Annotated in this window: 38 protein-coding genes; all 38 read right to left on the minus strand. The window is 66.0% G+C overall.

The genetic code is table 11. The features are described from left to right. Positions 1–7: 7 nt before the first annotated feature. On the minus strand, positions 8–697 hold the full coding sequence (locus HLH48_RS07795; RefSeq protein WP_182996939.1) for a putative phage tail protein: 690 nt from the start codon (positions 695–697) through the stop codon (positions 8–10). Further along, positions 694–1,773 (minus strand): baseplate J/gp47 family protein, encoded by a 1,080-nt coding sequence (locus HLH48_RS07800; RefSeq protein ID WP_182996940.1) that lies wholly within the window; start codon positions 1,771–1,773, stop codon positions 694–696. The genes HLH48_RS07795 and HLH48_RS07800 overlap by 4 nt, the downstream gene beginning before the upstream one ends. Continuing rightward, positions 1,770–2,261 (minus strand): phage GP46 family protein, encoded by a 492-nt coding sequence (locus HLH48_RS07805; protein WP_182996941.1) that lies wholly within the window; start codon positions 2,259–2,261, stop codon positions 1,770–1,772. Before HLH48_RS07805 ends, HLH48_RS07800 begins: the two co-directional genes overlap by 4 nt. Positions 2,262–2,318: 57 nt before the next feature. Beyond that, positions 2,319–2,879 (minus strand): phage baseplate assembly protein V, encoded by a 561-nt coding sequence (locus tag HLH48_RS07810; RefSeq protein ID WP_182996942.1) that lies wholly within the window; start codon positions 2,877–2,879, stop codon positions 2,319–2,321. Further along, a complete protein-coding gene (locus HLH48_RS07815) occupies positions 2,876–4,246 on the minus strand; it encodes a phage baseplate assembly protein (RefSeq protein ID WP_182996943.1) in 1,371 nt (456 codons plus the stop codon). The genes HLH48_RS07810 and HLH48_RS07815 overlap by 4 nt, the downstream gene beginning before the upstream one ends. Then, positions 4,243–5,850, minus strand: a complete 1,608-nt coding sequence (locus HLH48_RS07820; protein ID WP_182996944.1) for a DNA circularization N-terminal domain-containing protein — start codon at positions 5,848–5,850, stop codon at positions 4,243–4,245. The genes HLH48_RS07815 and HLH48_RS07820 overlap by 4 nt, the downstream gene beginning before the upstream one ends. Then, positions 5,847–8,120: a phage tail tape measure protein gene (locus HLH48_RS07825; RefSeq protein WP_182996945.1), complete on the minus strand. Its 2,274-nt coding sequence runs from the start codon at positions 8,118–8,120 to the stop codon at positions 5,847–5,849. The genes HLH48_RS07820 and HLH48_RS07825 overlap by 4 nt, the downstream gene beginning before the upstream one ends. A 279-nt stretch (positions 8,121–8,399) precedes the next feature. Then, positions 8,400–8,825, minus strand: coding sequence for a phage tail assembly protein (locus tag HLH48_RS07830; protein WP_182996946.1), 426 nt, complete (start codon positions 8,823–8,825; stop codon positions 8,400–8,402). Beyond that, the gene (locus tag HLH48_RS07835; protein ID WP_182996947.1) at positions 8,825–9,199 is read right to left on the minus strand and encodes a phage tail tube protein; all 375 of its coding nucleotides are present in this window, start codon (positions 9,197–9,199) and stop codon (positions 8,825–8,827) included. The genes HLH48_RS07830 and HLH48_RS07835 overlap by 1 nt, the downstream gene beginning before the upstream one ends. Positions 9,200–9,202: 3 nt before the next feature. Then, a complete protein-coding gene (locus HLH48_RS07840) occupies positions 9,203–10,681 on the minus strand; it encodes a phage tail sheath subtilisin-like domain-containing protein (protein ID WP_182996948.1) in 1,479 nt (492 codons plus the stop codon). Next, positions 10,678–10,899 carry a hypothetical protein gene (locus HLH48_RS07845; RefSeq protein ID WP_182996949.1) on the minus strand — a complete coding sequence of 74 codons (222 nt, stop codon included), beginning with the start codon at positions 10,897–10,899 and terminating at the stop codon, positions 10,678–10,680. Before HLH48_RS07845 ends, HLH48_RS07840 begins: the two co-directional genes overlap by 4 nt. Beyond that, on the minus strand, positions 10,896–11,498 hold the full coding sequence (locus HLH48_RS07850; protein ID WP_182996950.1) for a hypothetical protein: 603 nt from the start codon (positions 11,496–11,498) through the stop codon (positions 10,896–10,898). Before HLH48_RS07850 ends, HLH48_RS07845 begins: the two co-directional genes overlap by 4 nt. Next, entirely contained in the window at positions 11,495–11,914 is a 420-nt protein-coding gene (locus HLH48_RS07855) for a gp436 family protein (protein ID WP_182996951.1), read from the minus strand. The genes HLH48_RS07850 and HLH48_RS07855 overlap by 4 nt, the downstream gene beginning before the upstream one ends. Continuing rightward, positions 11,914–12,234 carry an HI1506-related protein gene (locus HLH48_RS07860; RefSeq protein ID WP_182996952.1) on the minus strand — a complete coding sequence of 107 codons (321 nt, stop codon included), beginning with the start codon at positions 12,232–12,234 and terminating at the stop codon, positions 11,914–11,916. Before HLH48_RS07860 ends, HLH48_RS07855 begins: the two co-directional genes overlap by 1 nt. A gap of 1 nt (position 12,235) precedes the next feature. Next, positions 12,236–13,195, minus strand: a complete 960-nt coding sequence (locus HLH48_RS07865; protein WP_182996953.1) for a Mu-like prophage major head subunit gpT family protein — start codon at positions 13,193–13,195, stop codon at positions 12,236–12,238. 12 nt (positions 13,196–13,207) lie between these two features. Continuing rightward, a complete protein-coding gene (locus HLH48_RS07870; RefSeq protein WP_182996954.1) occupies positions 13,208–13,654 on the minus strand; it encodes a hypothetical protein in 447 nt (148 codons plus the stop codon). Next, positions 13,644–14,663 (minus strand): phage protease, encoded by a 1,020-nt coding sequence (locus HLH48_RS07875; protein ID WP_182996955.1) that lies wholly within the window; start codon positions 14,661–14,663, stop codon positions 13,644–13,646. The genes HLH48_RS07870 and HLH48_RS07875 overlap by 11 nt, the downstream gene beginning before the upstream one ends. A 215-nt stretch (positions 14,664–14,878) precedes the next feature. Next, complete coding sequence (locus HLH48_RS07880; RefSeq protein ID WP_182996956.1) at positions 14,879–15,385, minus strand: phage virion morphogenesis protein; 507 nt, start codon at positions 15,383–15,385, stop codon at positions 14,879–14,881. Positions 15,386–15,521: 136 nt separating this feature from the next. Beyond that, entirely contained in the window at positions 15,522–16,787 is a 1,266-nt protein-coding gene (locus tag HLH48_RS07885; RefSeq protein WP_182996957.1) for a phage head morphogenesis protein, read from the minus strand. Beyond that, a complete protein-coding gene (locus HLH48_RS07890) occupies positions 16,780–18,540 on the minus strand; it encodes a DUF935 domain-containing protein (RefSeq protein WP_182996958.1) in 1,761 nt (586 codons plus the stop codon). The genes HLH48_RS07885 and HLH48_RS07890 overlap by 8 nt, the downstream gene beginning before the upstream one ends. Before the next feature lies 1 nt (position 18,541). Beyond that, positions 18,542–18,943 carry a hypothetical protein gene (locus HLH48_RS07895; RefSeq protein ID WP_182996959.1) on the minus strand — a complete coding sequence of 134 codons (402 nt, stop codon included), beginning with the start codon at positions 18,941–18,943 and terminating at the stop codon, positions 18,542–18,544. Further along, positions 18,943–19,173 carry a hypothetical protein gene (locus HLH48_RS07900; protein WP_182996960.1) on the minus strand — a complete coding sequence of 77 codons (231 nt, stop codon included), beginning with the start codon at positions 19,171–19,173 and terminating at the stop codon, positions 18,943–18,945. The genes HLH48_RS07895 and HLH48_RS07900 overlap by 1 nt, the downstream gene beginning before the upstream one ends. Further along, a complete protein-coding gene (locus HLH48_RS07905) occupies positions 19,173–20,744 on the minus strand; it encodes a hypothetical protein (RefSeq protein ID WP_246387138.1) in 1,572 nt (523 codons plus the stop codon). The genes HLH48_RS07900 and HLH48_RS07905 overlap by 1 nt, the downstream gene beginning before the upstream one ends. Next, on the minus strand, positions 20,741–21,292 hold the full coding sequence (locus HLH48_RS07910) for a DUF3486 family protein (RefSeq protein ID WP_308446606.1): 552 nt from the start codon (positions 21,290–21,292) through the stop codon (positions 20,741–20,743). Before HLH48_RS07910 ends, HLH48_RS07905 begins: the two co-directional genes overlap by 4 nt. A gap of 21 nt (positions 21,293–21,313) precedes the next feature. Next, positions 21,314–21,622: a VpaChn25_0724 family phage protein gene (locus HLH48_RS07915; protein ID WP_182996962.1), complete on the minus strand. Its 309-nt coding sequence runs from the start codon at positions 21,620–21,622 to the stop codon at positions 21,314–21,316. Positions 21,623–21,627: 5 nt separating this feature from the next. Then, a complete protein-coding gene (locus HLH48_RS07920; RefSeq protein WP_182996963.1) occupies positions 21,628–21,939 on the minus strand; it encodes a hypothetical protein in 312 nt (103 codons plus the stop codon). A gap of 1 nt (position 21,940) precedes the next feature. Beyond that, positions 21,941–22,309 carry a hypothetical protein gene (locus tag HLH48_RS07925; RefSeq protein WP_182996964.1) on the minus strand — a complete coding sequence of 123 codons (369 nt, stop codon included), beginning with the start codon at positions 22,307–22,309 and terminating at the stop codon, positions 21,941–21,943. An 88-nt stretch (positions 22,310–22,397) separates the two neighbouring features. After that, positions 22,398–22,988 carry a glycoside hydrolase family 108 protein gene (locus HLH48_RS07930; RefSeq protein WP_182996965.1) on the minus strand — a complete coding sequence of 197 codons (591 nt, stop codon included), beginning with the start codon at positions 22,986–22,988 and terminating at the stop codon, positions 22,398–22,400. A gap of 72 nt (positions 22,989–23,060) precedes the next feature. Continuing rightward, a complete protein-coding gene (locus HLH48_RS07935; protein WP_182996966.1) occupies positions 23,061–23,441 on the minus strand; it encodes a MarR family transcriptional regulator in 381 nt (126 codons plus the stop codon). Between the two features lie 2 nt (positions 23,442–23,443). Beyond that, positions 23,444–23,692, minus strand: coding sequence for a hypothetical protein (locus HLH48_RS07940; protein ID WP_182996967.1), 249 nt, complete (start codon positions 23,690–23,692; stop codon positions 23,444–23,446). Further along, positions 23,689–23,952 (minus strand): hypothetical protein, encoded by a 264-nt coding sequence (locus HLH48_RS07945; RefSeq protein WP_182996968.1) that lies wholly within the window; start codon positions 23,950–23,952, stop codon positions 23,689–23,691. Before HLH48_RS07945 ends, HLH48_RS07940 begins: the two co-directional genes overlap by 4 nt. Further along, positions 23,949–24,410, minus strand: coding sequence for a regulatory protein GemA (locus HLH48_RS07950; RefSeq protein WP_182996969.1), 462 nt, complete (start codon positions 24,408–24,410; stop codon positions 23,949–23,951). Before HLH48_RS07950 ends, HLH48_RS07945 begins: the two co-directional genes overlap by 4 nt. Next, complete coding sequence (locus HLH48_RS07955) at positions 24,407–24,721, minus strand: DUF6874 family protein (RefSeq protein WP_182996970.1); 315 nt, start codon at positions 24,719–24,721, stop codon at positions 24,407–24,409. Before HLH48_RS07955 ends, HLH48_RS07950 begins: the two co-directional genes overlap by 4 nt. Positions 24,722–24,728: 7 nt before the next feature. Beyond that, positions 24,729–25,352 (minus strand): DUF3164 family protein, encoded by a 624-nt coding sequence (locus HLH48_RS07960; RefSeq protein WP_182996971.1) that lies wholly within the window; start codon positions 25,350–25,352, stop codon positions 24,729–24,731. After that, on the minus strand, positions 25,352–25,630 hold the full coding sequence (locus HLH48_RS07965) for a hypothetical protein (RefSeq protein WP_182996972.1): 279 nt from the start codon (positions 25,628–25,630) through the stop codon (positions 25,352–25,354). Before HLH48_RS07965 ends, HLH48_RS07960 begins: the two co-directional genes overlap by 1 nt. Further along, positions 25,627–25,866, minus strand: a complete 240-nt coding sequence (locus HLH48_RS07970; RefSeq protein ID WP_182996973.1) for a hypothetical protein — start codon at positions 25,864–25,866, stop codon at positions 25,627–25,629. Before HLH48_RS07970 ends, HLH48_RS07965 begins: the two co-directional genes overlap by 4 nt. After that, the gene (locus HLH48_RS07975; protein WP_182996974.1) at positions 25,867–26,145 is read right to left on the minus strand and encodes a hypothetical protein; all 279 of its coding nucleotides are present in this window, start codon (positions 26,143–26,145) and stop codon (positions 25,867–25,869) included. It abuts the gene before it with no gap. Then, complete coding sequence (locus HLH48_RS07980; protein WP_182996975.1) at positions 26,142–26,318, minus strand: hypothetical protein; 177 nt, start codon at positions 26,316–26,318, stop codon at positions 26,142–26,144. The genes HLH48_RS07975 and HLH48_RS07980 overlap by 4 nt, the downstream gene beginning before the upstream one ends. Positions 26,319–26,376: the final 58 nt, after the last annotated feature.

Below are 26,376 nucleotides of genomic sequence, written 5' to 3' on the forward strand. Positions count from 1 at the left end.
CACGCGCTCACGAGACAGCGTTCATATTGAGAGTGAAGAGGTCTAGGGCGGCGTCCGTTGGCCCTGAGCCGAAGCCGAAGACGAGGGTCGTATCGGCCGGAGACAGTTTCTGAAGCGGGCAGGTGAGCAGAGAGAACTCATTGGCGATTACTGGTGCCAGCACATCGCCACAGACGGTCACGCCACTGACACCCACGCCGCAAATGGCTGCCTCCGGCCCTGCGATCGCGCCATCTCCCTGGATATTCACCACCCAGACAAGGCGATCAGTCACCCGACTGCACACATCGACGCCACAGACTGCCGGGCCACAGATGGCGGGCTCCGGCTCGTCGATCGTAATCGTCACGCCCACGGCCGCCGCCATGGCGATCAGGCCGGGAATGGTATTGTCGCCGACCGACACCCAGCGCTGCCACGCCAGCGCCTGGCGCAATGCGACGGTGGAAGCCAGCGCGTCGCGCCCGCATGGGTCGGGCCCCAGCGTCGCCTCGTAATCGGATAGCAGCAGGGTCGACGTGCCGGGATTGATCTCCAGCTTCAGGGCATCCAGGAGCACCTCGGCTTCCGAGATGAGCCCCGCGCCGGGATAGAGATAGCCGGCGACGTTGCTTTCCTCGTCGCCCGAGAGCGCGAAACCGGGCGGCAGGAATTCCCGCAGGCGCGCCTGGAGGATCTGGTCGGGGGTGCGGCTCATGCCACATCCTCCCAGGCGATCGCCCCAAGGACAGGCGCCTGATTCGCGGCCAGTTGCTCGTCTGCCGTCGGGTCCGACACGAAATGGCTGATCTCGCCCGCAATCGAGGAAATCGCGTCGGAGAGCTGTGATGTGTAGATCCAGCCGCCCAGCCCGATCCCGGCGTAATAGGTGGAGACGGCACCAGCAACGAGGGCGCGAGCGTTGACGGTATCCGGGTTGAGCGTAATCGTGGGATTACGCGTGACGATCTGGCCCGCGACGACAGTAACATTCCCGCGCACCGGCCGTTGAGCGTCGATATAGGACTGGATCGACGCAACCTGGGCGGCCGTGGGCACAGTCGGGCCAGGCATCAGGACGAGCACCCCGACCGTGTTATCTCCGATCCAGCCGGGCACGACATTGACGCTGCCGGCGCCCCCATCCTGCGCCAGCTCGGTATATTGTGCGACGGTGCCGGCGGCCGAACGCTTGCGCACCCGCAGCAGGATACGCGATCGCCACGCCTCGACCTCCTCGATGTCGAGGCCGCCGGCCAGACCCGATCCATCGACGGCGGCGCTCGCAATGCCGGCAACGGCGGAAACCAGCGTCAGCGTGGTATTCGCCGCGATATTGCCGACCGCACCGCTCGTCTCGGCCTGTACCGGCACCGGCGATCCGATCGACCCGGCCGGGATGGTGACCGCTTGGGTCGTCATCCAGCGGACGCTGCCGTCCACCGTGAATTCGGTGCCGGCCGGCACGGGAACGGCCTGTGTGGAAGACAGCAGCACATAGCCGATTGCGGCCTTCGCGCCCTGGCGCGGCACGCCCCAGGTGTCGGCGTGCATCGGCAGCAGACCATCCAGCGTCGCAGTCTGGATGAACAATTCTTTCGCGAGCTGCTGCACCAGCAGATACAGCTCATACAGGCCCATGGCATGGACGACGGCCAGCACGTTTTCGAAGGTGTTGGCCGCGCGGCCGTCCAGCGTCACCAGCGTGCCGTCGTCAGCGGTGAACTGCCGACCATCCAGATAGGTGCAGAACCGTTCGGCCAGTTCTGCCGGAGTAGGGATTTGCAGCGTCATGCGCTGGCACCGACCAGGACAGGAGCGCTCACGGTCACACCATACGCGACAACCGTCGCCCGCAAGCGCCCACGGGCAATCCAGTCGGCCGCGACGCTGTAGTCGTGGCCATGATCAGCCGCGATCTCGCCGACCGATTCACTGAGATACTGGATCGCAGCCTGGCGCGTGACCTCGGTCTGCTTGGCATCCTCCAGCAGCCACATCCGCGATCCGGTGCGGCGACCATCCGTGCGCACGGCATCGCCGACCCAGCCCCGCATGGCCAGCAGGCCGCCCGGTGCCACGCCGTTCAGCGTGCCGGGGATACGGTCGTCGGCCCGCGCGCGACGGTGCGACAGCATCGCGATCAGAAAGGTGCTGGCCGGCGTGCGGTCGATCACGATGCGCCCGCGCCCATTGCTCTTCGCTGCAACGCGCACGTCGCCACGCCTGGCGCCAGCGCGCCAGCCGATGGCGATATTCACATAGGGCACGGCGGTGGTCATGCGCGCAGCATCGCGCGCGCGACGCCGCGCGTGCATCATGCGAAATAGCAGGTAGCGTCAGGACGCCTGCGGCGGCCCGCTCGTATCCAGGCCCGACTGGACCTTGGTATGGGGATGGTCATGCAGGCTCACGCCGTTGGCCACCACATCCTGTGTCGCGGTGATCTTGCCGTTGACCTTCAAATCCACGGACAGCGTGGCGAGCGCGGCCGTCAGATCGAGGATCACATTGCCCCCGATCTCGACCTTCATTTCCTGCGCGGCCTGGATGCGGACGAACTTCCCGCCCTCAAGATAGACCGCCTGCCCGACAGCGTCGTAAAGGACCGTCTCGCCATCGCCCAGCGCGCCCATATGCGCGAGCGACGGATTGGCGGGCGGCAGGGCAACCAGGTCTGCCTCGTCTGCGCCGGCCGCGAAGACATGCGTCACCGCCCCATCGACCGGAGCGCGCGATGACAGGCCGAACTGCTGATGCACCAGCACCTGGCTCCGGACATAGCCGGCGCGCCCCTCGATCGTGACATGCTGACCCGAAGCGCCATCGTCGATCGCGTGGACGACCGCCCGCCCGAACAGGCTACGCACGCGCTGCGCGATCTCATGCGCGATGCTCACCGCGCCGATCCGTCGTAGACGCGCCCCGTGCGCGTGCGCCGCGCGCCGTTATGGCGGTGATCGATATCCCCAGTCAGATCATAGGCGTCCGGCTGGACGACCGAGATCCGCGTCTGGTAGCCGCCCGGCCCATCGACCCAGGTCACGGCGCCGATCAGCATGTCCTGGTTCAGGTCCGCATACTGGTCCTGCACCGAGACCAGGGCATTGGGCAGCCACAGCGCGCCATGGGCATGCAGCCCGGCGACCGTATAGACATGCATGGTGGCGCCAGCCCGGGTGGAGCGCAGTCGCCAGTCGGCCTGGTCCTGCAACGTCCAGGGCGTGGCATCGGTCCTGGGCTTCATCGCCTTCCGCCGATGCGGCGTACGGATGCCCCGATAGGCACTGGACGCAACGCTGCTGGCGGCGGCATTGGGATCGACCGGATTGGCCGCCTGCTGAGCCGCGATCGAGCCGCCCGACTGGGTCGATGACAGGAAGGCGCGCGGCCGGTGCCGGCGCACATCGGGATCGATCGCATGGCCGTAACGCAGGATCGCCCGCGCCTCCGCCTGCGAGGGCGTAAGCTGCCCGGCGCCGGCGCTGAGCGGCGCCTGAAGCGGCGCTGATCCCGCTCTCAGCGGGCTCTGAGCCGGGCGCAGCAGAGAATTGAACGCCCCATGCACCCACACGTCCGAAAACCGCCCTCGCGAGGATTTCCGCACATCCAGACCCAGCACATTCCCCGGATTGCGCAGGCTGTCCGGCGCGCGCGTGCGCCCGGCCTGCGTCAGGATCACACCGCCCACCCCATCCGATGTCACCAGGATACCGCGCTGGCGGCTGTGCCGCTCGATCGCCGCCATCACCGTCTCGGCCGGCTCCAGCGCCACCAGGGTGAACGGCGCGCCGACATCGACGTCGGCCGATACGGTGATCCCGAACGGATTGGACAGCGCCGACACCAGCTTGGCCAGCGTGATCTGCCGGTATTCGCCCGGCCCGATCGGATTGGCGCTGGCGTCGACCAGGTCGCCCGTCACATCGCGTCCCGAGATCGCGGCCTGGAACCCGTTGCCGTCCATCTGCAACTGGATGTCGTCGACCCAGCCCTTCAGGACCGTCTCGCCATAGATCCGCACCTCGACCGGATCATGCTCGGAGATCCGCATCGCCTCCGCCAGGCCGGCTTTCGAAACCGGCGGCGCGGACGCATCGCCGAACGCTGCAAGATCATGGCGCGGGAAATAACTGACGCGGAAGCCGCCCGCGATATCGGCCAGATCGCGCCCGGCTTCGGCCTCGGTATATTCCACCAGTTGCCGGCCGCCGACGAAGACCTGCATCGGGCGCGTGCTGCGCGTAACGGTGACGGTCTCGCTCATGACGCCGTTTCCAGCGCCTCGACCGTTCCCGCCGGCACGATCGCCGGCAGTGCCAGGCCGTTGCGCGTCACCAGATCGCCGATCATCGGCACCACATTGTCGATCGTGTCGCCGGTCAGCGCATAGGCCAGCGTCCACACGCTCATCTCGCGCGGCACCGTCACCGACACCACGGACGGCAGGCGTCCGAGCCGTGCGGAAATATCGGCATAGACGGCCGCGCGGGTGGACTGGATCGCCTGATACAGATCCGCGATGGCCGAAGGCGCGATGCCGTTACCAACCGTCACGGCCGCCGCCGCCACCACAGCGTCGCCCAGCGCGTCCAGCGCCGCCACCAGCGCGTCGCGGGTCGATAGCGCATCCTGCTGGCTGGCGTAGCCGATCGCGGCGGCCGTCGCGATCGCCTGGGTGACGCAGGCGACGGCGGCGACCAGGGTGATCGCCCGCGCCGATCCGCACCCGGGTTGGGTCGCCAGCGTGCTGCCCGCATTCAGGCACCCTTGGGCGGCGGCGATCAACAGCGCGGTCCCGGCCTGCGGTGTCGGCGCCAGCATCAGCGTCCCGTTGCTCCCCTGCGCCGCCAGCTGCCCGAGATAGTCCTGGGTGCTGACCGACGGCGCGACGAACAGGCTTCCCGCATTGCTCGATGTCGTGCCGGACGATGATCCCCCCGGCGCCACGGCCGCCGCCGTCGCCGGCAGCACGGCGTTGGCGATCGCCACCGGCACCCCGACCAGGGCATCCGTCACCGCATCGGCGTAGGTGGTGCCGGTATTGGTCAGCGGCTGCGCGACGCCGGCCGACAGGGTCGCCAGCGGCGTGGCGCAGGCGGTCGCGATCGGCTCCGACGCATCCGCGATCAGACCGCCGAACATTGCCCCGACCTGGCTGAAGCTGTTCTCCACCGACCGCACCAGGGACACGCCAATCAACAGCGGCGACAGCACCTGGCGCATGACCGAGGTCGCCTGATCGAGCATGCTGTCGGCCTGGTCCAGCAGCTTGCTCAGGCTGTCGAGCATCCCGCTGCTGGACGACTTTCTGGCCGACGGCGCCGGTTCGCGCACCACGGTCATTTGCAGGGTGGCGACGCCCTGCTGGGTTTCGTCGAACCCGATGCGCGCTGGCTCGCCAACCAGGCGCACGCGCATCTCGCCCCACCACGGATGCACCAGCGTGGCCGGCCCCCTGGCCAGCAGCGCCGCGCGCATCAGCCCGGCGCGGTAGACGTAATCGTCGCCGCAGATCAGGCCCCGGATATGAATCGGCCCGTCATGCTGGCCCAGGTCCTGAAGCGCGAAATCGTCGATGCCGGGGAAGAACAACTGCACGACGCGGCGGCCGACCTCGTCCTCCGACGCCGGCATCGAAAACGTCACGCCCCGGAACTTGGCCTCGGCCAGACTGGCGGCCACCAGGGACGTCATGCCGCCGAGGCCCGACAGGTTGGCCAAGCCGCCCATCGGCCCGATCGTGCCGTTGAGCATCCCGATGGCCTGGCTCAGTGTGCCCACGGTGGATCTCGCGGTGGACAGCACGCCGCTGGCTGTGCCGGCGACCGCGCCGACCGTATTGCCGATCCGCGAGAGCGCGCCGCTCATGGCCGCCCCACCATGCGCCCGGTGTTCGGCTGGGCAATCGTCACGCCATGCGTCGGCCCACCCGTCTGCCGCACCTGGAGTCCTCGATCGGCGGTGACATGCAGGTTGACCTGCTGGGCGCGACCGGCGGCGTTATGCGCGCCGGCAACGGGCACCGCGACGGCCGGTGACGGCACCGGGGCCGCGAACCCCATATGCCGCCCCATCCACGAATGGTCGAACGCGCCCTCGAGGTCATGCAGCTTGCCGGTCAGGCCGTCGGTAAGCACATGCCATTCCGAGGTGATGCCGGACAGGATGCGTGACGGCAGGCCCCCGGTCCAACCGTCCAGCCAGTGAGTAAAGTCCAGGATGAGCTGTCGCCAGATATGCAGCCCGCCGGAGAAGATACTGCCGATGCCCCGGATCGCCTGACCGAGCCCGGTCAGGATGCGTTGCCCGTCAAACGTGAACACGCCGGCCAGGACATTCGCGAAGCCACCGACCAGCCCGCCCAACCCCTTGAGTTCCGTTTTAAAGAAGCCGGAAAAGCGGTCCCAATGCATGGCAATGTCGGCGATGACGCCGGTAATGACAGCGCCCGCAATCACGAACACCCCGCCGAAACCGAGCATGGCAATGCGACCACCAATGAATGCGGCCCGCATGCCCACCATCAGGGTGCGCAAGCTCCGCAGCGGCGCCAGAACGAGGGTGATCCCTGCCCGGAGTGGCCCCCAGATCACGCCCAATGCGGACAGCGCAGCAGTCAATCCCAGCGTCGCCCCCATGATTCCTGTAATGGCGGTCGTCGACCCGGGGACGTTCTTTTCCATCCAGTCGAACCCATCGACGGCATGATTCAGCGCTGAAGTCATCACGTTCAGCGTCGGCACGAAGCCTTCGCCGATCCGACGGTTCAACTGTGCGATGGCTTCCTCGAACATCTGAAGTCTGATCTGCGTTGATGTCAGGCCGGTCGCATAGTCCCCGTTGATAACGGACTGATTTGCGCCGGACGTGCGCGCATGAATGTCCGTATATTGGTCCCAGTGCTTCATCAGCGCCGCCGCACCGACAAACGATTCATGGTTGCGGAAAATATCCGCCATGGCTTTGGCATCGGCTCCGCCGTGCGTCACACGACGGATCTGGTCCATGATCGCCAGCAGCGGATCGGCACCACGATCCCTCGCTTTCTGCTCGACCCCGAACATATCAACGCCGTAATGCTTGAGCCGCTCGCTCGTATGGCCCTGCATCAGGTCCACCAGCAACTGCTTCGTGTCCGTCACGGCTTCACTATCGTAACCGGTGGACTTGCGGATCACGGCCATGGTCGCGGCCAGGTCATCCACGCCCGCGCGACCATGAATACCAAAAATGCCGGCCGTCGCCGCCGCCTGCGGCAATAGCGGCGCCAACTTCTCAAACGGCAGATCGGCAGATTTTCCGGCCAGCGCTATCGAGGCCAGCGCCCCGCCCAATTGGGCCGGACCAATCCCTAAACTTTCCTGCAACGAGAACGCACTGCGCGCTACCGCGTCCGGAGCGGCGGTATAGGCCGTCGCGATATGCGCGAGGGTCGGCATGAGCCCACTGATCTGAGCCGTCGAATAATTCTCGCGGGACAGAAAACCTGCCGCTTCTACCAGGTCCAGGCCACGCTGACCGGTCTGCCGCGCGAGCGCATCCATCTGACGTCCAAAGGAATGCACAAAGGCGCGGTTCGCGTCGCCGTGTAAGTCGCTCCCGATGCCGATATGCACGAGCGTATTGTCATACTCGGCCAGCGCATGGATCGGCTCCAGTAGCCCCGCGCTCGCCATGACGGCCGTCATGCCATGATGCATGCTGTGTTGCAGGCTGTCGGAGAAACCACGCCCGGCTTCGCGAACGCTCCCGAAATAACCCGACGCTGCCGTGCCCATTCCACCCAGCGAGACGCCAGCCATGGCAGTCCGAATCTCGCGCAGTCGCATCAGCATCGCATCGAGCGCCGACGTCGCGCGGACCGCACCGCCCGCGATCTCGGCGCCCATGGTCTCGCCCTCGGCACCGGCCGTAACTGCCGCGCCGCCGACCTCGCCCAAATTGACCGACAGCGAACTGGCCTGCCATGCCGCTTGGGTAAAGGCGGCGCTCAGACCCTCATAAGCGGCACTCGCCGCGCGCCCGGCTTCGGCCGCGCGGGTCGCGCCCTGGCTCGCCCCGCCCAGCGCACGGTCCAGCCGATCGGTCGCTTCCGTCGCCTGCGTCAGCGGCGCGATCAGCCGTTCCAGCGGCGCCATGGCGGTCGCCAGCCGGTCCAGCGTCTCGTTCAGCTTGCCGAAGAGAGCGTCGAGCGAGCGGACGCCCCCCGATGCTTCGTCCTGGAGCGTCAGCCGCAGGGAGGCTGTCAGCGGCGCGCCGTTCATGTCATCTCTCCATCCGCGCCGCTGCGGCCTGTTCCTCGAACAACGTCCTGGTGTGGTCGGACCAGAACCGCATCTCGTCCCATGTCAGCGCCAGCAGCTCGGCCCGCGACCAATGCAGGCTATTTGCCAGTGCCGTGACGACGACCGGCCAGTTTACTGGCCAGGATCGGTAAAAACGCCGACGATCGCCGCCGCCGCCAGATAGTCCCGCGCGTCCAGTCGCTTGAGAACGTCCTCGCCGATGAAGCCGACCAGGCCGGTCGACGCCTGAATCAGCCCGTTCATCGACCCGGCCATGCCACCCTTAGCCGCCTGGGCGCGCATGACGTCGGCGCCGGTCAGCGGTGAAAATGACAGTGTGCTGATGACGGAACCGACATCTCCGCCGGGGCCGGTGGCTGTCAGCGTTACCGGATGGCGCAGGGACAGCACGACGTTGCCGTCCGGATTCCACGCCGCGCCCTTGGGCAGCTTGGGGCGCTGGTCCTGCTGCACCTCGATGTCGGCGGCGGGCTGATCCAGGCCAATCGCCTGGGCGCCGTAATTGATCGTGGGGGCGCCGAAATCATCCATGTTCATCACGAAGTCACCTGAATCGAGTAGTTATCGAAAAACCAGCGCAGCGCGGCCTTGCCGCCCTGGTCGCCGATCTGCGGCTTCTGTTCGAGGATCGCGTCCTCGATCGCAATCACCTGCCCGGTGTCGCATCGCACCTGGAGCGGCCCGCGCACGGACGGGTCGAACCCGTCCAGATTGTCACCGGTCCCCAGGGTGGTCGTCGCATTGACGGTGCCGCTCTGGTAGGAGCCTGCGGTCCGCGTGCGATAGCCGGTCGTGATCGCGGTATTCTTGCGCCCCGGCAGCTGGATATTGCTGCCCGGGGCGCAGTCGATCAGGGTCGTGCCCTTGTAGATCTGGACGATGCCGATGACGTCATTGGGGTTCGCGGCCATCTATCAATACTCCGTCTGGATCTGGCCATCGACGCGGATCACGTTGCCGATCACCTGGATCGGCATCACGTAAAGCAGCCGGTTCTTGTTCTGCGGGTCGCGCCAGAACTGCACCTGGTCGGCGAGGCCGTCGACATTCTCGATCCAGCCCTGCGCCTCCCACAGCTTCATCTGGATCAGCGCCTCGGTCTTCGCGATCGAGGGTGTCAGCACGCCATCGGCCAACGACAGGGTCGACCCGTCGTCCGCCAATTTCAGCCGTGACCACGACGAGGTGTAGCTGCGCCATTCGTAGCGCACCCGCGTGTCCGTCTTGACGGTCATGATGTCCTGCCAGGCCGTATCCGGCAGGCCGTTCGCATCGGTCTGGTAGGTGGTGACCACGCGTTCCAGCGACACGGTGCCATCCTGGCCCACCTTGAAGGTGCTGCCGCCCGTGCCCAGCAGGACGTTGCGCATGGTCTCGTCGTAGAGATCGGCGTCGGCCGGCCCCAGCCCCTCCAGGCCCGTCAGCACCAGATCCTGCATCTGCCGCGCCGGATCGCTGTTCGACGCCTGCGCCGCGACCGCGCACAACACCGCGCCGGCTTCCCAGGGCGACCACAGCGGATTGTTCGCCGGCAGCACGCACAGATACGGGCAGTTCAACGTCGCCTGAAGCGCCAGCGCATCCGAATACGACCCGCGAATACCGATGAAGCCGTGGGCATCCTTGCGGACCATCGCGCCATAACGCCGCGTCAGCTCCGTCGTGAACGTCGCCAGATTCGGCGCATCGGTCAGGCACAGATGCATGTCCGTGTACCAGACGTTCGACACGGCATCGAGCGCGGACGTGATATCAGGCGATCCCGCGCCGCCGGAGAACGGCGTCACCGCAAACGTCAGCCCCGGCACCTGGTCGGCATGGGCGGCAGACATGCGCAGATCAATGCTGTTGCCATGCACACCGACTTCCTTGACGGTGAAATTCACCGACGCACTGGCTCCGTCCGCCACGGCCGTCGCGATCGTCGCCGCGTCCGTCACGGTCGCCAGCGCGGCCACGATTGCCGCCTGCGCCTGCGCCGCCGTGGTGCCCTTGGTCAGCACCACCGGCACGCGCACGCCGCCAACCAGCACGGCAATCGTGCCGTTCCCGGTCGCGGTGCCGGCGGGCAGGATCGCGCCCGTCGCCGCAACCGCGCCCTGGGCAGGCGCGACGCCGATCACATCCACCTGCACATACGGGCCGGCGCCGAGGAACTTCACTGCCTGTCGCGCCAGCGCGGTGCCGGTGCCGAACAGCGCAGGCGGCTGGGACGGATCGGTGACGGGCACGGGCACGTTCGCCTGGGCGATCCCGCCCGCGAGCTGCCCGATCAGCAGCACGCGCAAAGGCATCGCGGTCGGCGTATTGCCGGACCGGATCGCGGTGATTTCCGCGTTCGATCCCGGCACATTCCAGTTATCCGGGATCTGGGTCAGGGAAACGGTCGTCATGCCTTACCTTCCGTCGGCGTCGCGGCCGTGCTGGCGGTCTTCACGGCCGGTGTGGCCGCATTTGTCGCCGGAGCGGCAACGATGTCCTTCCAGCCCCACAGACGGCGCCAGAATGCATCGCGCAGATCCACCTCGAACGGCTCGGCACCGACCAGACGGCCGGAAGCGTCGCGCAACGTCTCGGGATGTTTGGCGACGACACGCACGATCTTGCTCATGCCTCGGTGTCTCCAATCGGGTTGTCGTCTGGGGTAGAGGCAGTGCCGAACTGCCAGGTGCCCGAGATCTCGTTGAAATCGTCCAGGGCGGCGGCAAGGGACGCCTGATCGTAACCGACATTGGTAACGGCGACGGACAGGGTGACGATCGCCGTCCGGTCATCGATCCAGCCGGCCGCCTCCTGGTTACTGGAACCACGCACCATCACCGTCCCGAGGCCGGCGAGCCTCTGGCCGTGCAAGGCCTGCACGGCGGCGTTCATCATCAGCGATACGCCGGGCATCGTCTTCGTGCCGGCCTGCAAATCTTCGGGCTTTTGCTGCTTCACCAGCAGGAATACCGCCAGCATCACATCGCCACGAAACAGACCATAGCTCTCTCTGGACGGGTTCCAGCTCGCGAGCGCGATCCCGACCATCGGCGCGACATTCGCCAGTTCCCTCCAGCGCTCCACGCTCATGCGCGGCTGCACCGTCTTGTAGCGGAACCGGGTCGGCAAGAATTGCGCCTGCAACAGGGCCGTCACCCCGTTGATCGCGCCCGCGACCGGGCCCCCGTCGCTATACGGCGCGATCAGGGACGTCGTGGTCTCGCTCATGGGCAGATCCCCCGGAAAGCCGGGGGCCGGGTCGCGACCTGGCTGAAATCGGTGCCGACATTCAGCGGCACCGCGCCGTCCAGGGTGACGCTGCCGTTATTCACAGCCGAGAGCCATGCGATGGCATCCTTGCGATCCGCCCGCAGCGCTTCGGAGGGAGAGGTGTTCGATTTCCCCCACAGCACCCACCGCGCCAGCACGCAGCAGTAGCGCGTCAGCACCGGCGAAGTGGCCGCCACCGGCACTGCGTAACGGCGGCGCAGATAGGAATCCATCTCGTCCGACGCCACGTTCAGCGCCATCGTGACCTGGCTCGGATCGATGGCCACCTGTTCGGCGCCCTCCGGCGTGGTGACGGAAATCAGTTCCGCCTCGCCGAACGCCGTCACCATGTCAGCCTGGGTCGCGTAGGACATCAGACGAACGCCACCAGTTCCAGGTTCGGCTCCGCCGCGAGCTGCTTCAGCTCCGCTTCGCCGAAATGGTCGATCGGATAGACCGCCACCGCCGGATGCTCGATGCCGGCGCGTCGGAAACCGGGCTCCCGACAGATGACGATCAGGCTTTCCCCAGGCACGACCTGACCGTCACCGCTGGCGGAAATCAGATGCACGCTGCCCTCGGGCTTCGTGCCGCCGGTTCCGGCCTGGATGGTGCTGCCGTCAGGCATCACCAGATCGACGACATCCGCATCGTCGGCAGGCGCAGCGGGCTTGTTCACAGGTGCGCGCGCCATCTTACGCTCCCACTGCCTGCGGCAGGCGGTCGGCCGCCAGCACGTCGCAGTAATCGGCCCAGACGTTGCTGCCCGTCACCCACGTATTGCCGTCCGGCGCCAGCACCGGCACGAACGTGGTCTTCAGCAGGCCGCGCAAGGCCCCTTCCAGGTTCTTCGGGCACACCACCAGCGTCGGCTTCACGCCATAGGGCGTGCCGTCGCGCCGGCACTGCGACGACATGGCGGAGATGATGTCCTGGAACACGGCGCCGGTCGGCGGCCGGTTGGTGGCGATGGCATACATATGAAAGCCGAAGCCGGCCGCGCAGCGACCGTCCGTGCCCCAGACGAATTCATCGTCCCAGAAGACGTTGTCGTCGGTCAGCTTGGTCTTGGCGACGATCGCGAACGGCCGGCGCGGCTGGTAGACCATCGGCTTCAGGCCGCGCGAGGTATCGAACACATACCACCAGGGCTGCGCGGTCTCGCCCGCCTTGATGGTCAGCAGGTTGCTCCACGACACCAGACTGGCCGTGCTGTCATAACCCGGATGATCGGCGTCGAAGAACGGCTGGCCGTCCATGCCGATACCTGTTGCCGTGCGGCCCTCGGCCAGCTTGTCATAGACGAGCTTGTCGGGCAGTTCCCCGGCCAACTGCCCCAGCTCGTCCACCTGCGGCATCAGGAAGGCGAACTGGTCGTCATCCAGATCGTCACGGGAAATCGCCAGCGTGCCCTCGAACTTCCGGTTGGTGATGACCATCCGGTCGGCAACCGACAGCCGATGCACGACGCGCGTGCCCTTCCATTCCCGCAGTCCGGTCAGTTCGGCCAGGCGCGGATAGAAATTCGCCGCCGCCGTGGACGGGATCTCCATGGAGAACCGGTTCCAGGTCGGCGCCACGACCTCAAGGCGTTTGTTGAACGCCGTGTTGATGCGCGTGGTCAGCGCGTTGATGTTGCCTGCGTTGATATCCATCGTGCGCGTGCCTTACGAAATATAGGTCCAGGGGGTGCCGGTGCTGTCGATGCCGGTCAGCACGCCGACCTGGAGCCGGGCATCTCCACCCTCCGGCGTCTGGGTCAGCGAGACGGTTTCGTCATCCACCGCGTAGACGGGCGCGCCCTTGTTGGCCCACGTCGGGGCGACATCGAACGGCAATGCCCAGGCACCCTTGCGGACCGGAACGAGGCCGGCTCCACTGTTGGCGCCATACACGTTCGACGTGCCGGTATTGTCCTGGCCGTACTGGGCGATGCCTTCGATCGCCACGATCGGCGACGGCGGCGCGGCGGTTCCGGCCCGGACGATGGTGCCATCCTGGCACACCGCGACGACCGAGCCGCGATAGACCCGACTGGCCGACGCCACGGGATGGGCGAATTCCGGCGCATGCCCGCAGACCATGCTGTCCAGGGCGCGATCGTCAGTAAGCATTGGCCGCCCCCATGGTCTTGCGATCGTCGTCGGTGATGCCCAGTGCGGCATCCATGGCCGCGACCGACTGCGCATCCGCCCCGGCCGGCAGGCCGGCCGTGGGCGCGCCCGGCTGACGCTGGTGCAGGGCGATCCGCCCGGCCGGCAGCTTGGGCAGGCCAGCGATGATCTTGCGGGCCATGTCGGGATTGCTGGTGTGCAGCGCGACCAGCTCAGTGCGCAGCACGTCGCTGATGATGTGCCCGTCCCGCGCGGCCTGTTCCACGGCGACCTCGGCATCACGCTGGGCATTCGCCGTCGTCAGCGCGGTGACCTGCGCCTGCAATGCCGTCACCTGGGCGGCGTGGGCGCTCTCGCCCTCCAGGCGCGCCCGGACACCGGTCACCAGGGCGTCGGCGCCGACATCGGCTCCCAGGCCGACCAGCGCGCCGATGCGGGAATGCAGTGAATTGGCCTGCCGCGCGGCGTCCAGCGCGCGATCGACGTCCGCCTGCGTCGCCGTGTCGGGCAGCCCGAGACGACGCGCCAGTTCTGCGAGGTCCATCCTCGTCTCCTGTCTATGGTGTAGGGAATTCACCGCCAGATTGGGGTCGTTGGTCAGCGAGACGCGCACGATGCGCGTCACGGTGCCGTCCGCCGTGTGCCGGAAGACCGGCGACACGCCGCGATAGGCATGGTCGGCCAGAGCCTCCCGGCCGCGCCGGTTCCACTCGACGCGCGCCCAGATGCCGTCGTCGCGCGATTGCAGTTCGACTGCCCAGCCCTGCGCCGGGCTCGGCAGGCCGATCTTGGCGCCGATGTCGGTCGCATGATTTTCATCGACGGCCAGCTTGCCGTGCGCATCGCGCATGCTGGCAGCAATCACGCCGGCCGCGTCGCGCAGGACATAAGGCCCGCGTCCGTCCACACCCTTGAACGTGCCGGCGGGCAGGATATGAATCCACTCGGGCACACCGGCAGCGTCGGCGGCCGGCAATTGCATCATGTGGCAGGAAAGGGCAGTTCTCATTGCCGCCGAACATCGCGCGCGGCGGGCGCGCTGTGCATCATGCTAGGCAGCACGAGGCGGATCAGGCCCCGCGATCCGACATCGCCGGATTTTCGTCCGCACAGGCCCGCATGGCATCCGGGGGCATAATCTCCCGTCCAGGGCGGCAGGCGCCGCGCTACCCCCTCTTAAACGCTCTTACGGCCCTCTTAAAATCCCATCGGCATGTCGCCCTGTCATCCGCGCCCGATCGCGCGGGTGAATGCGTCTTCCAACTCGCCCAGGATCATCTCGCGGTCCCCGTCCGACAGGCCGAGGTAAGGACGCGCGGGCACCGTCACCGACCCGACCTGGACCTTGTGATCTCCCAGCATGAACACCAGCGCCTTCGCGTTCTTCGGCTTGATCACCGCGCCGAACTGGTGGACGGCGGCATAGGGCTGTTCCGAGCCGACGAAGACCTCATTGCCCACCACGCCGGAATAGATGGTGCTGCGCAAAGTGCCACTGGCGACGAGGATCTGCGTGCCTTCCTTATCGGCCGCATAAAGGGGATTGAGCGGGGCGTAAGACGCCCATTTGATTCCGGACGGATCTTCTCCTTCCTCGAAGCGCCGCTTGGTACTGTCCTCCAGCGCCACGCCGATCGCCGCCAGCAGCGGCGCAGGCTGCGCACCGATCGCGGCGATGCGCTCCAGGGCGGCATGCAGCCCGTCCCAATCCATGCTGATACCGATTGCCATGGAAAATTCTCCTCTGTTGCCCTATATGAGGGGCGCGGCGTGCAGCGACACCGGTGATATTCAGCCGACCATAGGACCGCCCTCGGGCGGGATCGTTTATGGGGTTCTGGCTGGCCCCATCTGCACGCCGTATTCCTCACTCATCGTCATCGGCCTCCACGTCTTCGGGTAGCGCCTCCAGATCGCCCGACAGGATCGGCAGATTGCGCAGAGCCTTGCGCGCCTTTTCCTTCGTCGTGCGATGGAACGACAGCAGGTAGTTCTCCGACCCGTCCGCCGTCGCCTTCACCGCCGCGCGATAGAGCTGGCCGTCGTGATGAAACAGCAGCAGCCGGCGATCGTCCTGCCGCGCCACGACATGCGGGCCTGCCAGCACCTGCGGCACCAGGCGGTAATCGGCCTCGGACAGATCGCCGTGTTTCTCGATCTGCTTTTCCATCGTCTCGCCCGACAGTCGCACGGACGCAGTATCCGACCCCAGCGCCTGGCGCACGGCATCGGGCACCACGCCGGCCTCGACATTGCCCACGGGGTGATCGCGCAACCGCAGGACCGATTCCTGCCGGGCGCGGTCGCGATGAAGATCCGGCACATCGTGCAGTGGCGTGGCGCCCGGCCGGATCGCCGTCGGCTCCGGCGCGGCTGGATGCGGCGCTGGGGCATGCGCCGGCCCCGCATCCTCGGCCGCCGGCACCGGCCCGATATGCGCGGCCTTGCCTTCCTTCCATGCCTTTCCGGGGTTGTAGGCAAAACCGGGGTCGATCCCCTCGGGCACATACAGAATCTCGCCCGTGCGCTTGTTCCGCCAGGGAAGCGCATTGATCGGGGGCGCCTGGGAAAGCATCCGGCCGGACTGGCGCAGCATCCGTTCGGAAATGACCCGCACCTCGCAATGGCAGCGCCAGCCATTGGGCGGAAAATGCGTGTTCCACCACGGATCGTCCGCGCGCAGGATCGTGCCCGACCAGGCGACATGCTGCGGGCGCGGATGCAGGCAGGTATTGTGGACATATTCCCAGTAGGGGAACATCTCCAGCGCCTCGGGTGTGGTCATCCGGGCATAGCGCCCGGCCGAATGCGCCATTGCCATGTTGACAGTATAGATCAGGTCCGACCGCCAGCCGGGCGCGCCATGATGCACCCAGCCATGTTTCGCGACGATGGCGTCGAATTCCTTGCGGAAGGTCTTGATCGTCAGCTCGCCGGCAATGGCACGGTCCACCGCCTGCCGCAGATCCGCCAGCAGCGCCTCCGATGCCGCGCCGGCCACCATGAAGCCCCGTGCATGCGCCTCCTGCCGCAGATCATCCCAATGGCGGGTCGGCACGTTCAGCTTCTGCCGCAGGAACTCCAGCGCCTGGCTGGGCGGCAATTGCGCCGCCCGGAGCGGGCCGTCAGCCATGGCCCGTCATCTGTTCCAGGATCTCGTATTCCCCGATCAGGTTGGCGACCATCATGCCCCGCGCCATCGCCTCGGCGAACGCACTGTCGGGCAGGTGCATGTCCGCCAGCCGGGCGGACAAATCCTTCAGGTCCACGGCATGCATCATCGCGGTGCGTACCGGCTCGACCATCCCGCCCAGCGCGTCCTGGGCGTCGCGCGCCACGCTGTCCGTCAGCTCGGTCACGATCGCCGGCACATCGTCGCGGGCATGGGCAGCCAGCATCCGACCCAGGCGGGCATGCAGCGCGGTATGCGCGGCCGTCTGCGCCTGCGGATCGGCCAGCCTCTGCGGCACCTGCTGCGGGTCTTCCTGGTCGTCTGCGCGCGGCGTGGAAACGGTCGGTGCCGGGGCACGCGCCGGCATCGTCCGCCCGGTCAGCACCTCCGGCGGCAGGGCATGCGCCGGCTGCACCGGCTGCGGCTGGGCGCGGGTGCCCACCACCACATCGTCACCCTCGGGCGGCTTCAGGCCGAACCGATCGTACAGATCCTGCGCCCGCACCAGCCAGCCCTGCGGGCCAGCCCACTGGATCGCCTGGACCAGCTCGGCCAGCGGCGGCTCGTCCGGACGGCCGATATTGATGGTCGGATACAGATCCTGCGGCCCGCGCGAGAACGCCACGATCGGCAGCGCGATCTGGCTGGTCGCGGTAAAGGACAGCATGCCGGCATCGGCACGCTCGATATCGTCCTGCACCATGCGATGCACCTGGCCCGATGCATGCGCGCCCTGCTTGCTCTCGGTCGTGCCGGTCTGGCCCAGCACCGCGATCGACAGGCTGCTGTCCAGGTAACGCATCCGCCGTTCGTGGATATCGTTCGCGCCCGCACCGTTCTTGGGCTCGACGAAATCGATCTCCATGGATTTCGGGATGATCGCCGCCGCAGCCCCCGCGATGTCCGACACCGCGCGAAACAGCACCTTCCGGTCATTGTCCGACGCATCCTGCCCGTAACGGCCGACACGCAACGGCAACCCGTATCCCTGGACGAACAGCGCCCAATCCCGGTTGGTGAACAGCTTGAACATCACGGCCCAGACGCACGCCCGCGTCAGGCCGGAATTGATCGTCAGGCCCGACCAGGACGGATGCCGATGCACCACGAATTTATAGGGCAGCATCTGCGCGAAGCCCCATTGCGCCACGCCACCCTCCACCGAAGGCGGCGCAGGCGCGGAGGAATCCTCACGGATCAGGATCGTCTCACCATCCTGGTAACTGACATCGGTGAAACGCTGCGGCCTGAACGTCAGCTTCTCGGGATAGTAATTCCCGGCCTCACAATGCCAGCCGTCGATTTCGTGGACGGCATAGCCCTTGGCCACGCCGTCCATCATGTCATACAGCGACCGCCGCAGGATGCCGCGATCGACCCACTTCCGCACGAGGTCGGCATGCTCGACATGCTTCGGATCGTCCGACGCCGGCGTGACGGTAATCGGCAACTGGCTGACCACCCGCTTGCGGGTATTCAGGATGCCCAGATAGTGCAGGTCCCGGCGCTCGATGAATTCGGCCAGCACCTGCCACGCCAGACTGTCGCCCTGGTCGGCCTGCGCCATCAGCTTGCCGATGATGTCCGGCGTCAGCGCGCCGATCGGCGTGGTGATGACGGCAGGCCGCAACCCCACCATCTGGGCGGCGGCCTGAGCCTGCCGAAGCAGTTCCGGCCGGATCGGTTCGCCGTCAGGTCCCAGCAGCTGCGCCATCTCAGCCGGCCGCCTTGACGCACACGCGCACCTGGTCGCGCAGGCCGACATAATCCGCGATCCACCGATGCGCCTGCGGCGTGTCCTGGTGCGCGTCCAGTTCGGCTCTCAGCGCCTTCTGATCCGCCGCTGAGTAGGTCACCAGCGCCGGGCAGACCGGCCGCAATGCAGGCGCGCCGGCACAGCCGGAGAGAGGGGCGACCAACAGGCAGCCCACATACACAACAATATGGCCGCGCTTGATGACAGCGACCATTTCCCCCGGAGCAAGGGCGCGAGCATTTTCACCCCGCACCGCCGTCAGGGCCGCCGGGAGCGGTCTCGGCGTCGTCGGCCTGGCACCGTGCCCGTCCAGGGGGATTTCCCGCGCCCGCTGCCACCACTCTCTGATTCTGCGCAACATCACGCCGTCCCCGCATCCAGCCGCGCATCCAGCGCCGCATCCGTGGGGGCGGCGTTCAACGCCGCCGCCGTCATCGCCTGCGCGGTCGTGGTAACGGCCTGCGCCTGGGCGACATCCTGCGCCTCGGTCTTCGCCTTCTGGGCCTTGGCCGACAGGCGGGAAAACCAGTACGCGCCCCCCAGTAACCCGCCCAGGATCAACACCGCCGCGATCGGCACCCCGTAATTCATCAGACAGACCCCCTCAGTCCCCAATTGTCGTTATTCGAGCCCAGATCCTCGCGCTCGATCTCATCCTCGATCGACATCCTGCCGCCCTGGAGCTGGGCATGCTGATTCGGCACCCTCTGGTATTCGTAGATTTCCGGCTCTGCCCGACTGGCTGCGACCGCCATGGCCGCCGCGATCGCGGCGTCGCCGTGGCTCTTTCCAGTGGCATCGGTCAGCCTGCTTTCGGGGACGCGGGCCACCCCACGAATGGTCTTGATGGCGCGCAGATCGGTCTGGATGTCACGGTCGGCCGGGATGACGATCTCGGCGTCCTGGAACGCTGCCTGAAGAAACGGCATGGTCTCGCGATACCATGCTTCGCTGATCATGACGGCTTCGACGCGCGACCCATATTCCTGCACCGTGACTTCGGCCAGATACTGCCCGTTGCCCCGCGCATCCATCTTTCCAGCCCTGAAACGCGGCAGCCGGTCGAGGAGATAGAACAGGATCTGTCGCTGCTGCTCGAAGGGCACGCCACGCAGTTCGACAACCAATACCGTGCGCTTGGTCTTGTTCGACTCGATCGCGCAGAACCAGAAAACGCTCAGGTCGCAGGTGCGGGCGAAATCTTCCCCGAAAACATGCGGCGTATCAGCCTTCATCGCCATCAGGTGTGGCAGCAGGCGGTCTTCGCAGAACTGGCGCGCATCGGCTTCTCGTGCGGCCTTTGACTGAAGGGCGAAGGCTGGCTTCCGCTCCCATCGAACGACGGGAACGCCCTTCTGCTCTCGCGCTTCGATCAGCGACAGAGGCAGAAAGACGCCATTATCATTGGCGGGTATGACATGCAGTTCCTCGTCGGCGTCATCACCGAACTCGGCAAGGATCTCGTCGTACCACTCTTTCTCGCCTTCAGGCGTCCATTCAGTGCCCAGCTTCTGGCAGATTTTCCTGTAAAGCCCCTGCGATACCGCATCATCGAAGGTGATGCGCATCAGGTGATAGGGCTTTTTCCCGGACTGGCAGTCTTTGACCAGTTCATTGAACGGATTGGTGGCACCCTTGTGTGTAGACAGGATGATGATCCGCGCACCCCAGATGCGCAGGGCCAGCGCGGCCTTGATCATGCCCGCCAGATCGTCAACGAAGGCCGCTTCGTCCAGGATCACCAGACCCTGTTTCGACCGGAACGCACGCGGCACCGATGGCAGCGCCAGAATCTCGAAGCCAGAAGCAAATTTGATCCGGAATACATGAATCGTCTTTTCCGGATTCGCGGGATCGGGGAAGACTTCCTCGCCCACCTCCAGCCCAACACCGACCAGAAGTTTGGCATGTTCCGCACAGTCGTCGATGAACTGGCGGGTCATGTCCTTCTCATAACCCATGTAGAACACGTCCATGCCGCCAGCCGACGCAGACGACATGGCGACAGTCACCGCCAGCCAGCTCAACACCCATGAGATGCCGATACGACGCGACTTCTCGATCACCGTGACATTGTGGGACAAGCATTCACGGATGACGTCCTGCTGGTAAGGCAGAAGCGGATCGAGGTCGGTGCTGGCCAGAAGCGCCGACTTGCTCATTTTTTCACACCCAGGATACGGCTGCGGATATCGTCCACAATCTCCTTGCTGACGCCGCGTTCTTTTGCGACAGCCCGAACGGCGTCGTCGCTTTCCTTGCGCACACGCGCTTCGACCTGCGCTGTGATCTCCTTGACGAACTCCGCATCCGTCTTGCTGGCCCGCGTCAGATGATCGAGCGCCTTGGCCAGGGCCTCGACCCCCTTGGGATTGCTGCGCAGCGTCTCCAGCCAGCTCGTATCCTTGCCGTCACCCTCAGCCGCCATGTGCAGGTCGAGGATGATCCCATGCAGCAGCTCGATGTTCGCGCGGGCGAACTGTGATGCATTGGCGTCGCCCATCTGCCGCGCCAGCGCCTGCGCCACGGTGCGCGACCGCCGGTTGGTCGCCACCAGCTTGTCCAGGTTCTGGATATGCCGCCCCAGCGACGAGCGGCTGATGCTCTGCACATCCAGCTCGCGCAGCGCGGCCAGGATCTCGTCCAGGGAATGGCCGTTCGCCCGCAGGCGGCCGATCTCCTCGCGGATCTCCTCGGGCAACTTATCCACGTTCGACGCCCTGGCCATCGTTCACCGCGCCAGCGACCGGGCGATCCCGTGGATCATCTGAACGCCGTCCGCCACCCGCGATCCCGTCGCCGTCAGCGCGCCGACCCAGATTTCGTCGCGGCCGTCCGTCGGCAGCTTTTCGACGCGCAGGCATCCCTGCCGCTCCAGCCACGCGAAATCGGCCCGGATCACATCGAAGTCGGCTGGATATCCGTCAGCCCGCAGCGCACGGGTCAAAATGATCTCCGAAAGACGATCATCGCCCATCTGCTGGATCGCCTTCAGGATACGAAGACGCCGGTCTTCAATCAGCACTGTCGCCACCGTCATGGCCGTCATTCCTTGCTCGCCGCGACATGCCCGTAGACCAGGGTGTGCAGCAGTTCCGTATTGCGCTTTCCGTCAGCGCGGATCTCGACCAGGCGCACGTCGATCGAGGCCAGGGCGGATCGATGCTCCCGCGCATCCCGCTCCAGCACGTCGCAGCGCTCTTCCAGGTCCTCATGCGCCCGCGCTAGCACCACATGCCGCTGGCCCAGCCACCAGAGGCGCGCCCACGTCGACAGGATCAGGAAGCAGCCCACGACCAGCACGGCCACGCAAATCGATGGCACGCCCGTCTGGGCCGCCTCCGTCACCTGCGGCACGTCAGGCGGCCGGCGTGGTCGTGCCGGCCGACGCCGTGGACGTATCGGGCACGAACATGCCCTGGAGGTCAGCGATCGCGGCCTTGATGTGGGTCACGATGCCGTCCTCGGTCGGCAGGGTGAGGCCCAGCGTCGTGGCCAGGGTGCTGAACTCGGTCAGCGCCTGCGCCACCAGCGGGTTCGCGGTCTCGAACGTGTCGAACGCCGTCTTCAGCTGGTCGACGCCGCCGTCCACCTTCGTGACCGCCGCCTTGATCGCGGTCTGCGCGACCGTGTTGTAGGTCGACAGCTTGCCGGCGGCCGAAGCCCCCGCCACGCCGTTGACGACGGCAAACGCGCTGCCGAGAATGGATTTCCAATCGATAGCCATGAACGGCTCCTGCATTTCATGATGGGCGCCGCGTGCGCGCCCCATTCAACAATCGATCGGCCATGCGCGCCCGCATGACCGAAACCGGTCATGCGAGCGGGATCTTCGTCTCCCCCCGCGCCAAAGCCAGACCGGCATGCAGGCGCCAGTCCACCCGCGCCAGCCAGCCGTCGCCATAGGTCGGGAACCCGCTCAGCGCGCGGTAATAGGCCCGCTGCCCATTGGCGAATGCGTCGATCAGCGCCGGCAGCGCCCCGGCTTTCTCTCGCGCGGCAACCGCCGCCAGCGTCAGAGGGCCGATATCGCCGTCCTGCGCCACGCCGAGCAGGCCCTGGAGCATCTTCGCCGCCCTGGCGACGCCAGCATTGAACCCGAAATCGAACGTGATCAGATCCAGCCCGGACGGCAGCAACGGGCCATTCAACGGACGCCAGTAAAAAGCCCGCGCGATCGCGAGGAACACATCCGGCGTAACGGATTTCATGATCTTCACGGTGACCGGCCGCCCCGGACCCAACCAGTGCGCCATCGCGGTCGCGGAAATACCGAAGCAGGAGCCGACAAACCGGCCGTCACATGCCTTGCCGCCGGTCCAGTTCCCGCCGTCGTCGCGTGCGGCGGAATACCCGCCCTCGCGCAGTTGGGTGCCTTTGGCGATAATGGGGAAGTTCGCATCCATCGCGCAACGATACGCGCGCGGGGAATGGTCAGTGCATCATGCTAGATAGCACATGGAACGATCCGGAACGGATCAGAGCAGGATTGCCTGCCTGGGATCGGCCGGCTTGGCCGGCCGGCGCACCACGATCCCGCTGGCGCGCGCATTCGCGATAATCTGATGGACCTGACGCACGGACAGTCCGCACCGCATCGCGATATCCGCGACCGTCATACCGCGCTGGCGATAAAGCGTCACGCGCCAGGCTTTGCACATCGGCACGGTCCAGGGGCTGCGCCCATGGCGGCGACAGATCGCCGCCGCCAGTTCGTCACCATACACATCGGCCAACTGGGTGCCCGCACCCCGCGCGGGCACCCAGATCTGCTTGCCGCCTTCCGCTTCCAGAAAGCACAGCACCACGTCCTCGCCAGCCGCATCCACAAGGAAGGCGATCGGTTCGGGCGCGTTCATGTCTATTCCTTCCGTTCGAATGTCAGCCGGTGACTCTTGGGGATCACCGTCTTCTTGGCCGAGACCATCGCGATTTCCATGTGCCGCGCGAACGGCTCACCGCCCTCGGCATCGACCGGCGAATACGCACTGCGGAAATCGTCACGCTTGACCTCTTTGGCGCGCTGCGCAATCGCCATCAGCGTCGTCGCGTCAGACATCGACATAGCATAGTCCTGATATCTGATCGTCACCACGGCCATTCGTTTCATGACCGCGCTCCCGCCAGTTCTGCCCGCCGCCCGGCCGCGATCGCCTGGGCGACGGCATTAGCGTTATCGCTGCACACGTCGCCACCCTCTTCCATCTCGGCCAAGACGACCAGAAGTCCGCCAAGCTGGGCTTCCAGGGACTCGCGACGGCAATCCCCGTATCCCTCCCTGATTATCTTGGCCACCACACCGCGCACCTTCAGCAGTTCCGCCTCCAGCCTGACCAGGCGCACATGTTCCGCGATCGTCGGCCCGCTCATGATTTCCCCCTCAGCAGGCGCGCCCGCCACGCCTTCAACCCTTCAATGATCTGCTTCGCCTGCTCCGCATCCAGGAACTCCGGCGCCGACACCCCGGTCTGCCGCTCCACGAAGGCCCGCAGGGCCTCCCGCGTGCCGCCCGAGGCCAGCAGCGGCGCCATCTCGTTCCACACTGCATAGACCTTGCGCACATACGCTTTCGCGCTATCCGGCGTCCGCCGTTTTCCGGTCGCCAGCTTCGGCTTCCACCCCAGCCGCACGAACTCCTTCAGCACCGCCTCGATCTGGCCGACCGACATATCCTTGGCGCTGTAATGGCCGCCGACCCGGACCAGGACGGCACGATAGCTGTCATCGTCCAGGCCCAGTTCCTTCCTGGCGATAGCCAGCTTCGTATAGAGCAGGCCCCGCGCGGGATTGCTCGGCGTGTTGCCGAGCATGTGGGGACGGCGGGTCATGATTGCGCCTCCTTCAGTGCGGTACGCGGACGGAAGCATTCCGTCAGCCTCCCGGTGTCCCGATCCAGATACTTCGCGATGCCCCCGACATCATGCATCAACGTGTTCTTGTCGGCGTTCAGAAGGCGGTCGAAATCCATCGGGCAGCCATTCGCATGCACCGCCACCAGATCCATCCGCATCTCCAGACAGAACTCCTTCCACGGGATCTCTATCCTTTCGGCGCCCCCGCTGATCAGAACATCGACGACGCGGTCAGCGATCAGCCCGACCAACACAGCGTCCTCGACCGAGATGTCGAATTTGACCATCACACCCTCACACCCGTGAGAAATCGACAACGACTTGCTCGTGCGCTCGCCCGCTCTCCGGCCTGACCCGGCACACCACGGCCATTTTTGACCCGGCCGGCGCCACGGAATCGTTCAGCGCCCGTACCGCATCAGACCATGCAGGATGGTTCAGGTTCAGGCGCCGCAGGCCAAGGATACGCTGCACGTTCGGCTTGCCCGTCTTCTCATCCTTCTCGAACGCCTGCATGACCAGCGCGCGCAGATCATCCGATGCACCATCGGTCAGATCGTCCAAGATCTCGTTGATCAGCGCCTGAGCCGCCACGATCGACGGCGTGAGCTGCTGATACCGGCGCATGTCCGCCTTGATTTCGATCAGGTCGGCGAAATCATGAATCGAGAGGCCATTGAACTTGCCTCCGACCCGGACCCCGTATTCCTGGAACACCAGATCCTGATAAGCCCGCAACTTCTCGAAGATCGCGGCTTTCACCGCTAGGTTGTGCGCTGCCAGCGCCTGGAAGTCGGCCGCGATCTCCACCGCCAGCTCGTGCTGAAGCACGATCTCCGGTCGGATCGATCCCACCGGGATCTCGCGGCCGTCCGGATTGGTCAGCGTCCGAGGCTGCGTCTTTTCGATAGCGTTCATCAGCTCATTTCCTTCTTGGCCGGCACATTCTCGGCCAGTCGATACATCCCAGCGGCGATCAGCAGCGAGCAGGCCGCCGCATGCGCCGCACAATCCGAAGCTGCCCGCAGGTCGCCGGCTTCATATTTCTCGACCGCGTCATTGATGGCGCTTTCGCCATCGTCGAGAAGATCATTGATGTCGTTCGAACTGTCCTTCATGCGCTCCTGAGCGCGCCTCCAGACATTGGTCAGAACGATCTCCATATCGCGGGTCTGCACCCGGACCTGTTCCGTCACGACCGCACCTCGTGAAACTCGGCATCGATCACGCGGGCTTCCTCGCGGCGCAGGATGTCCTGCACCACATTCTCCGCCAGTGCCGTCTCGATCTGGGCCGACACGTCCATCAACTGGACGCCCATCGCCGCCAGATCGGCCTTGGTCATCGTGACCGGCCCCGCCGCGTTAAGCAGGGCGAAGGCTGTCCGCCGCAGATCGCTCGTGCAGCTATGGATCTGTTCGTACGTTGCCATCTACCGTCCCTCCAATCCGGCCGCGATCTCACGCCCGGTCATGCCGCCGGGCAGGCGATCGAGGAAATCAAGAATCACCGCCTCACGAGGCCGGGGATGCGCGCCCCAGGATCCATGAAGCTGAAACGCCATGTCGGCAGAGGTGCCCGATCCGAACTCGGCCGTGATCGCCCGCAGATCCCGCACCAGCGGGTCGAACCGCTCCGCCGCGTCGAAGATCGTGTCCATGGTCACGTCATGCAGCGTGTCCATCACCAACACCGTCAACGTCTCGCTCATGCCACCCTCCAGAAGCGCTTCTTCTTTTCCCCGTCCATCTTCCCGATGAACTTCCAGCCCGTCTCCTTCGACACCACCGTGAACGAAGCCTGCCAGGATGACACCGCCTCGGTGACGAAGATCGAATCCCCGATCTCCATGGTCCGGATCAGCGCGTCCCGGCGCTCCTTCATTCCCGATCCGGAGGGTCCCCGCACGTTCGTCGGAAACGGCACGTTCTTCTCGATGCCC

Source organism: Gluconacetobacter sacchari, assembly GCF_014174255.1.
Taxonomy (GTDB): Bacteria; Pseudomonadota; Alphaproteobacteria; order Acetobacterales; family Acetobacteraceae; genus Gluconacetobacter; species Gluconacetobacter sacchari.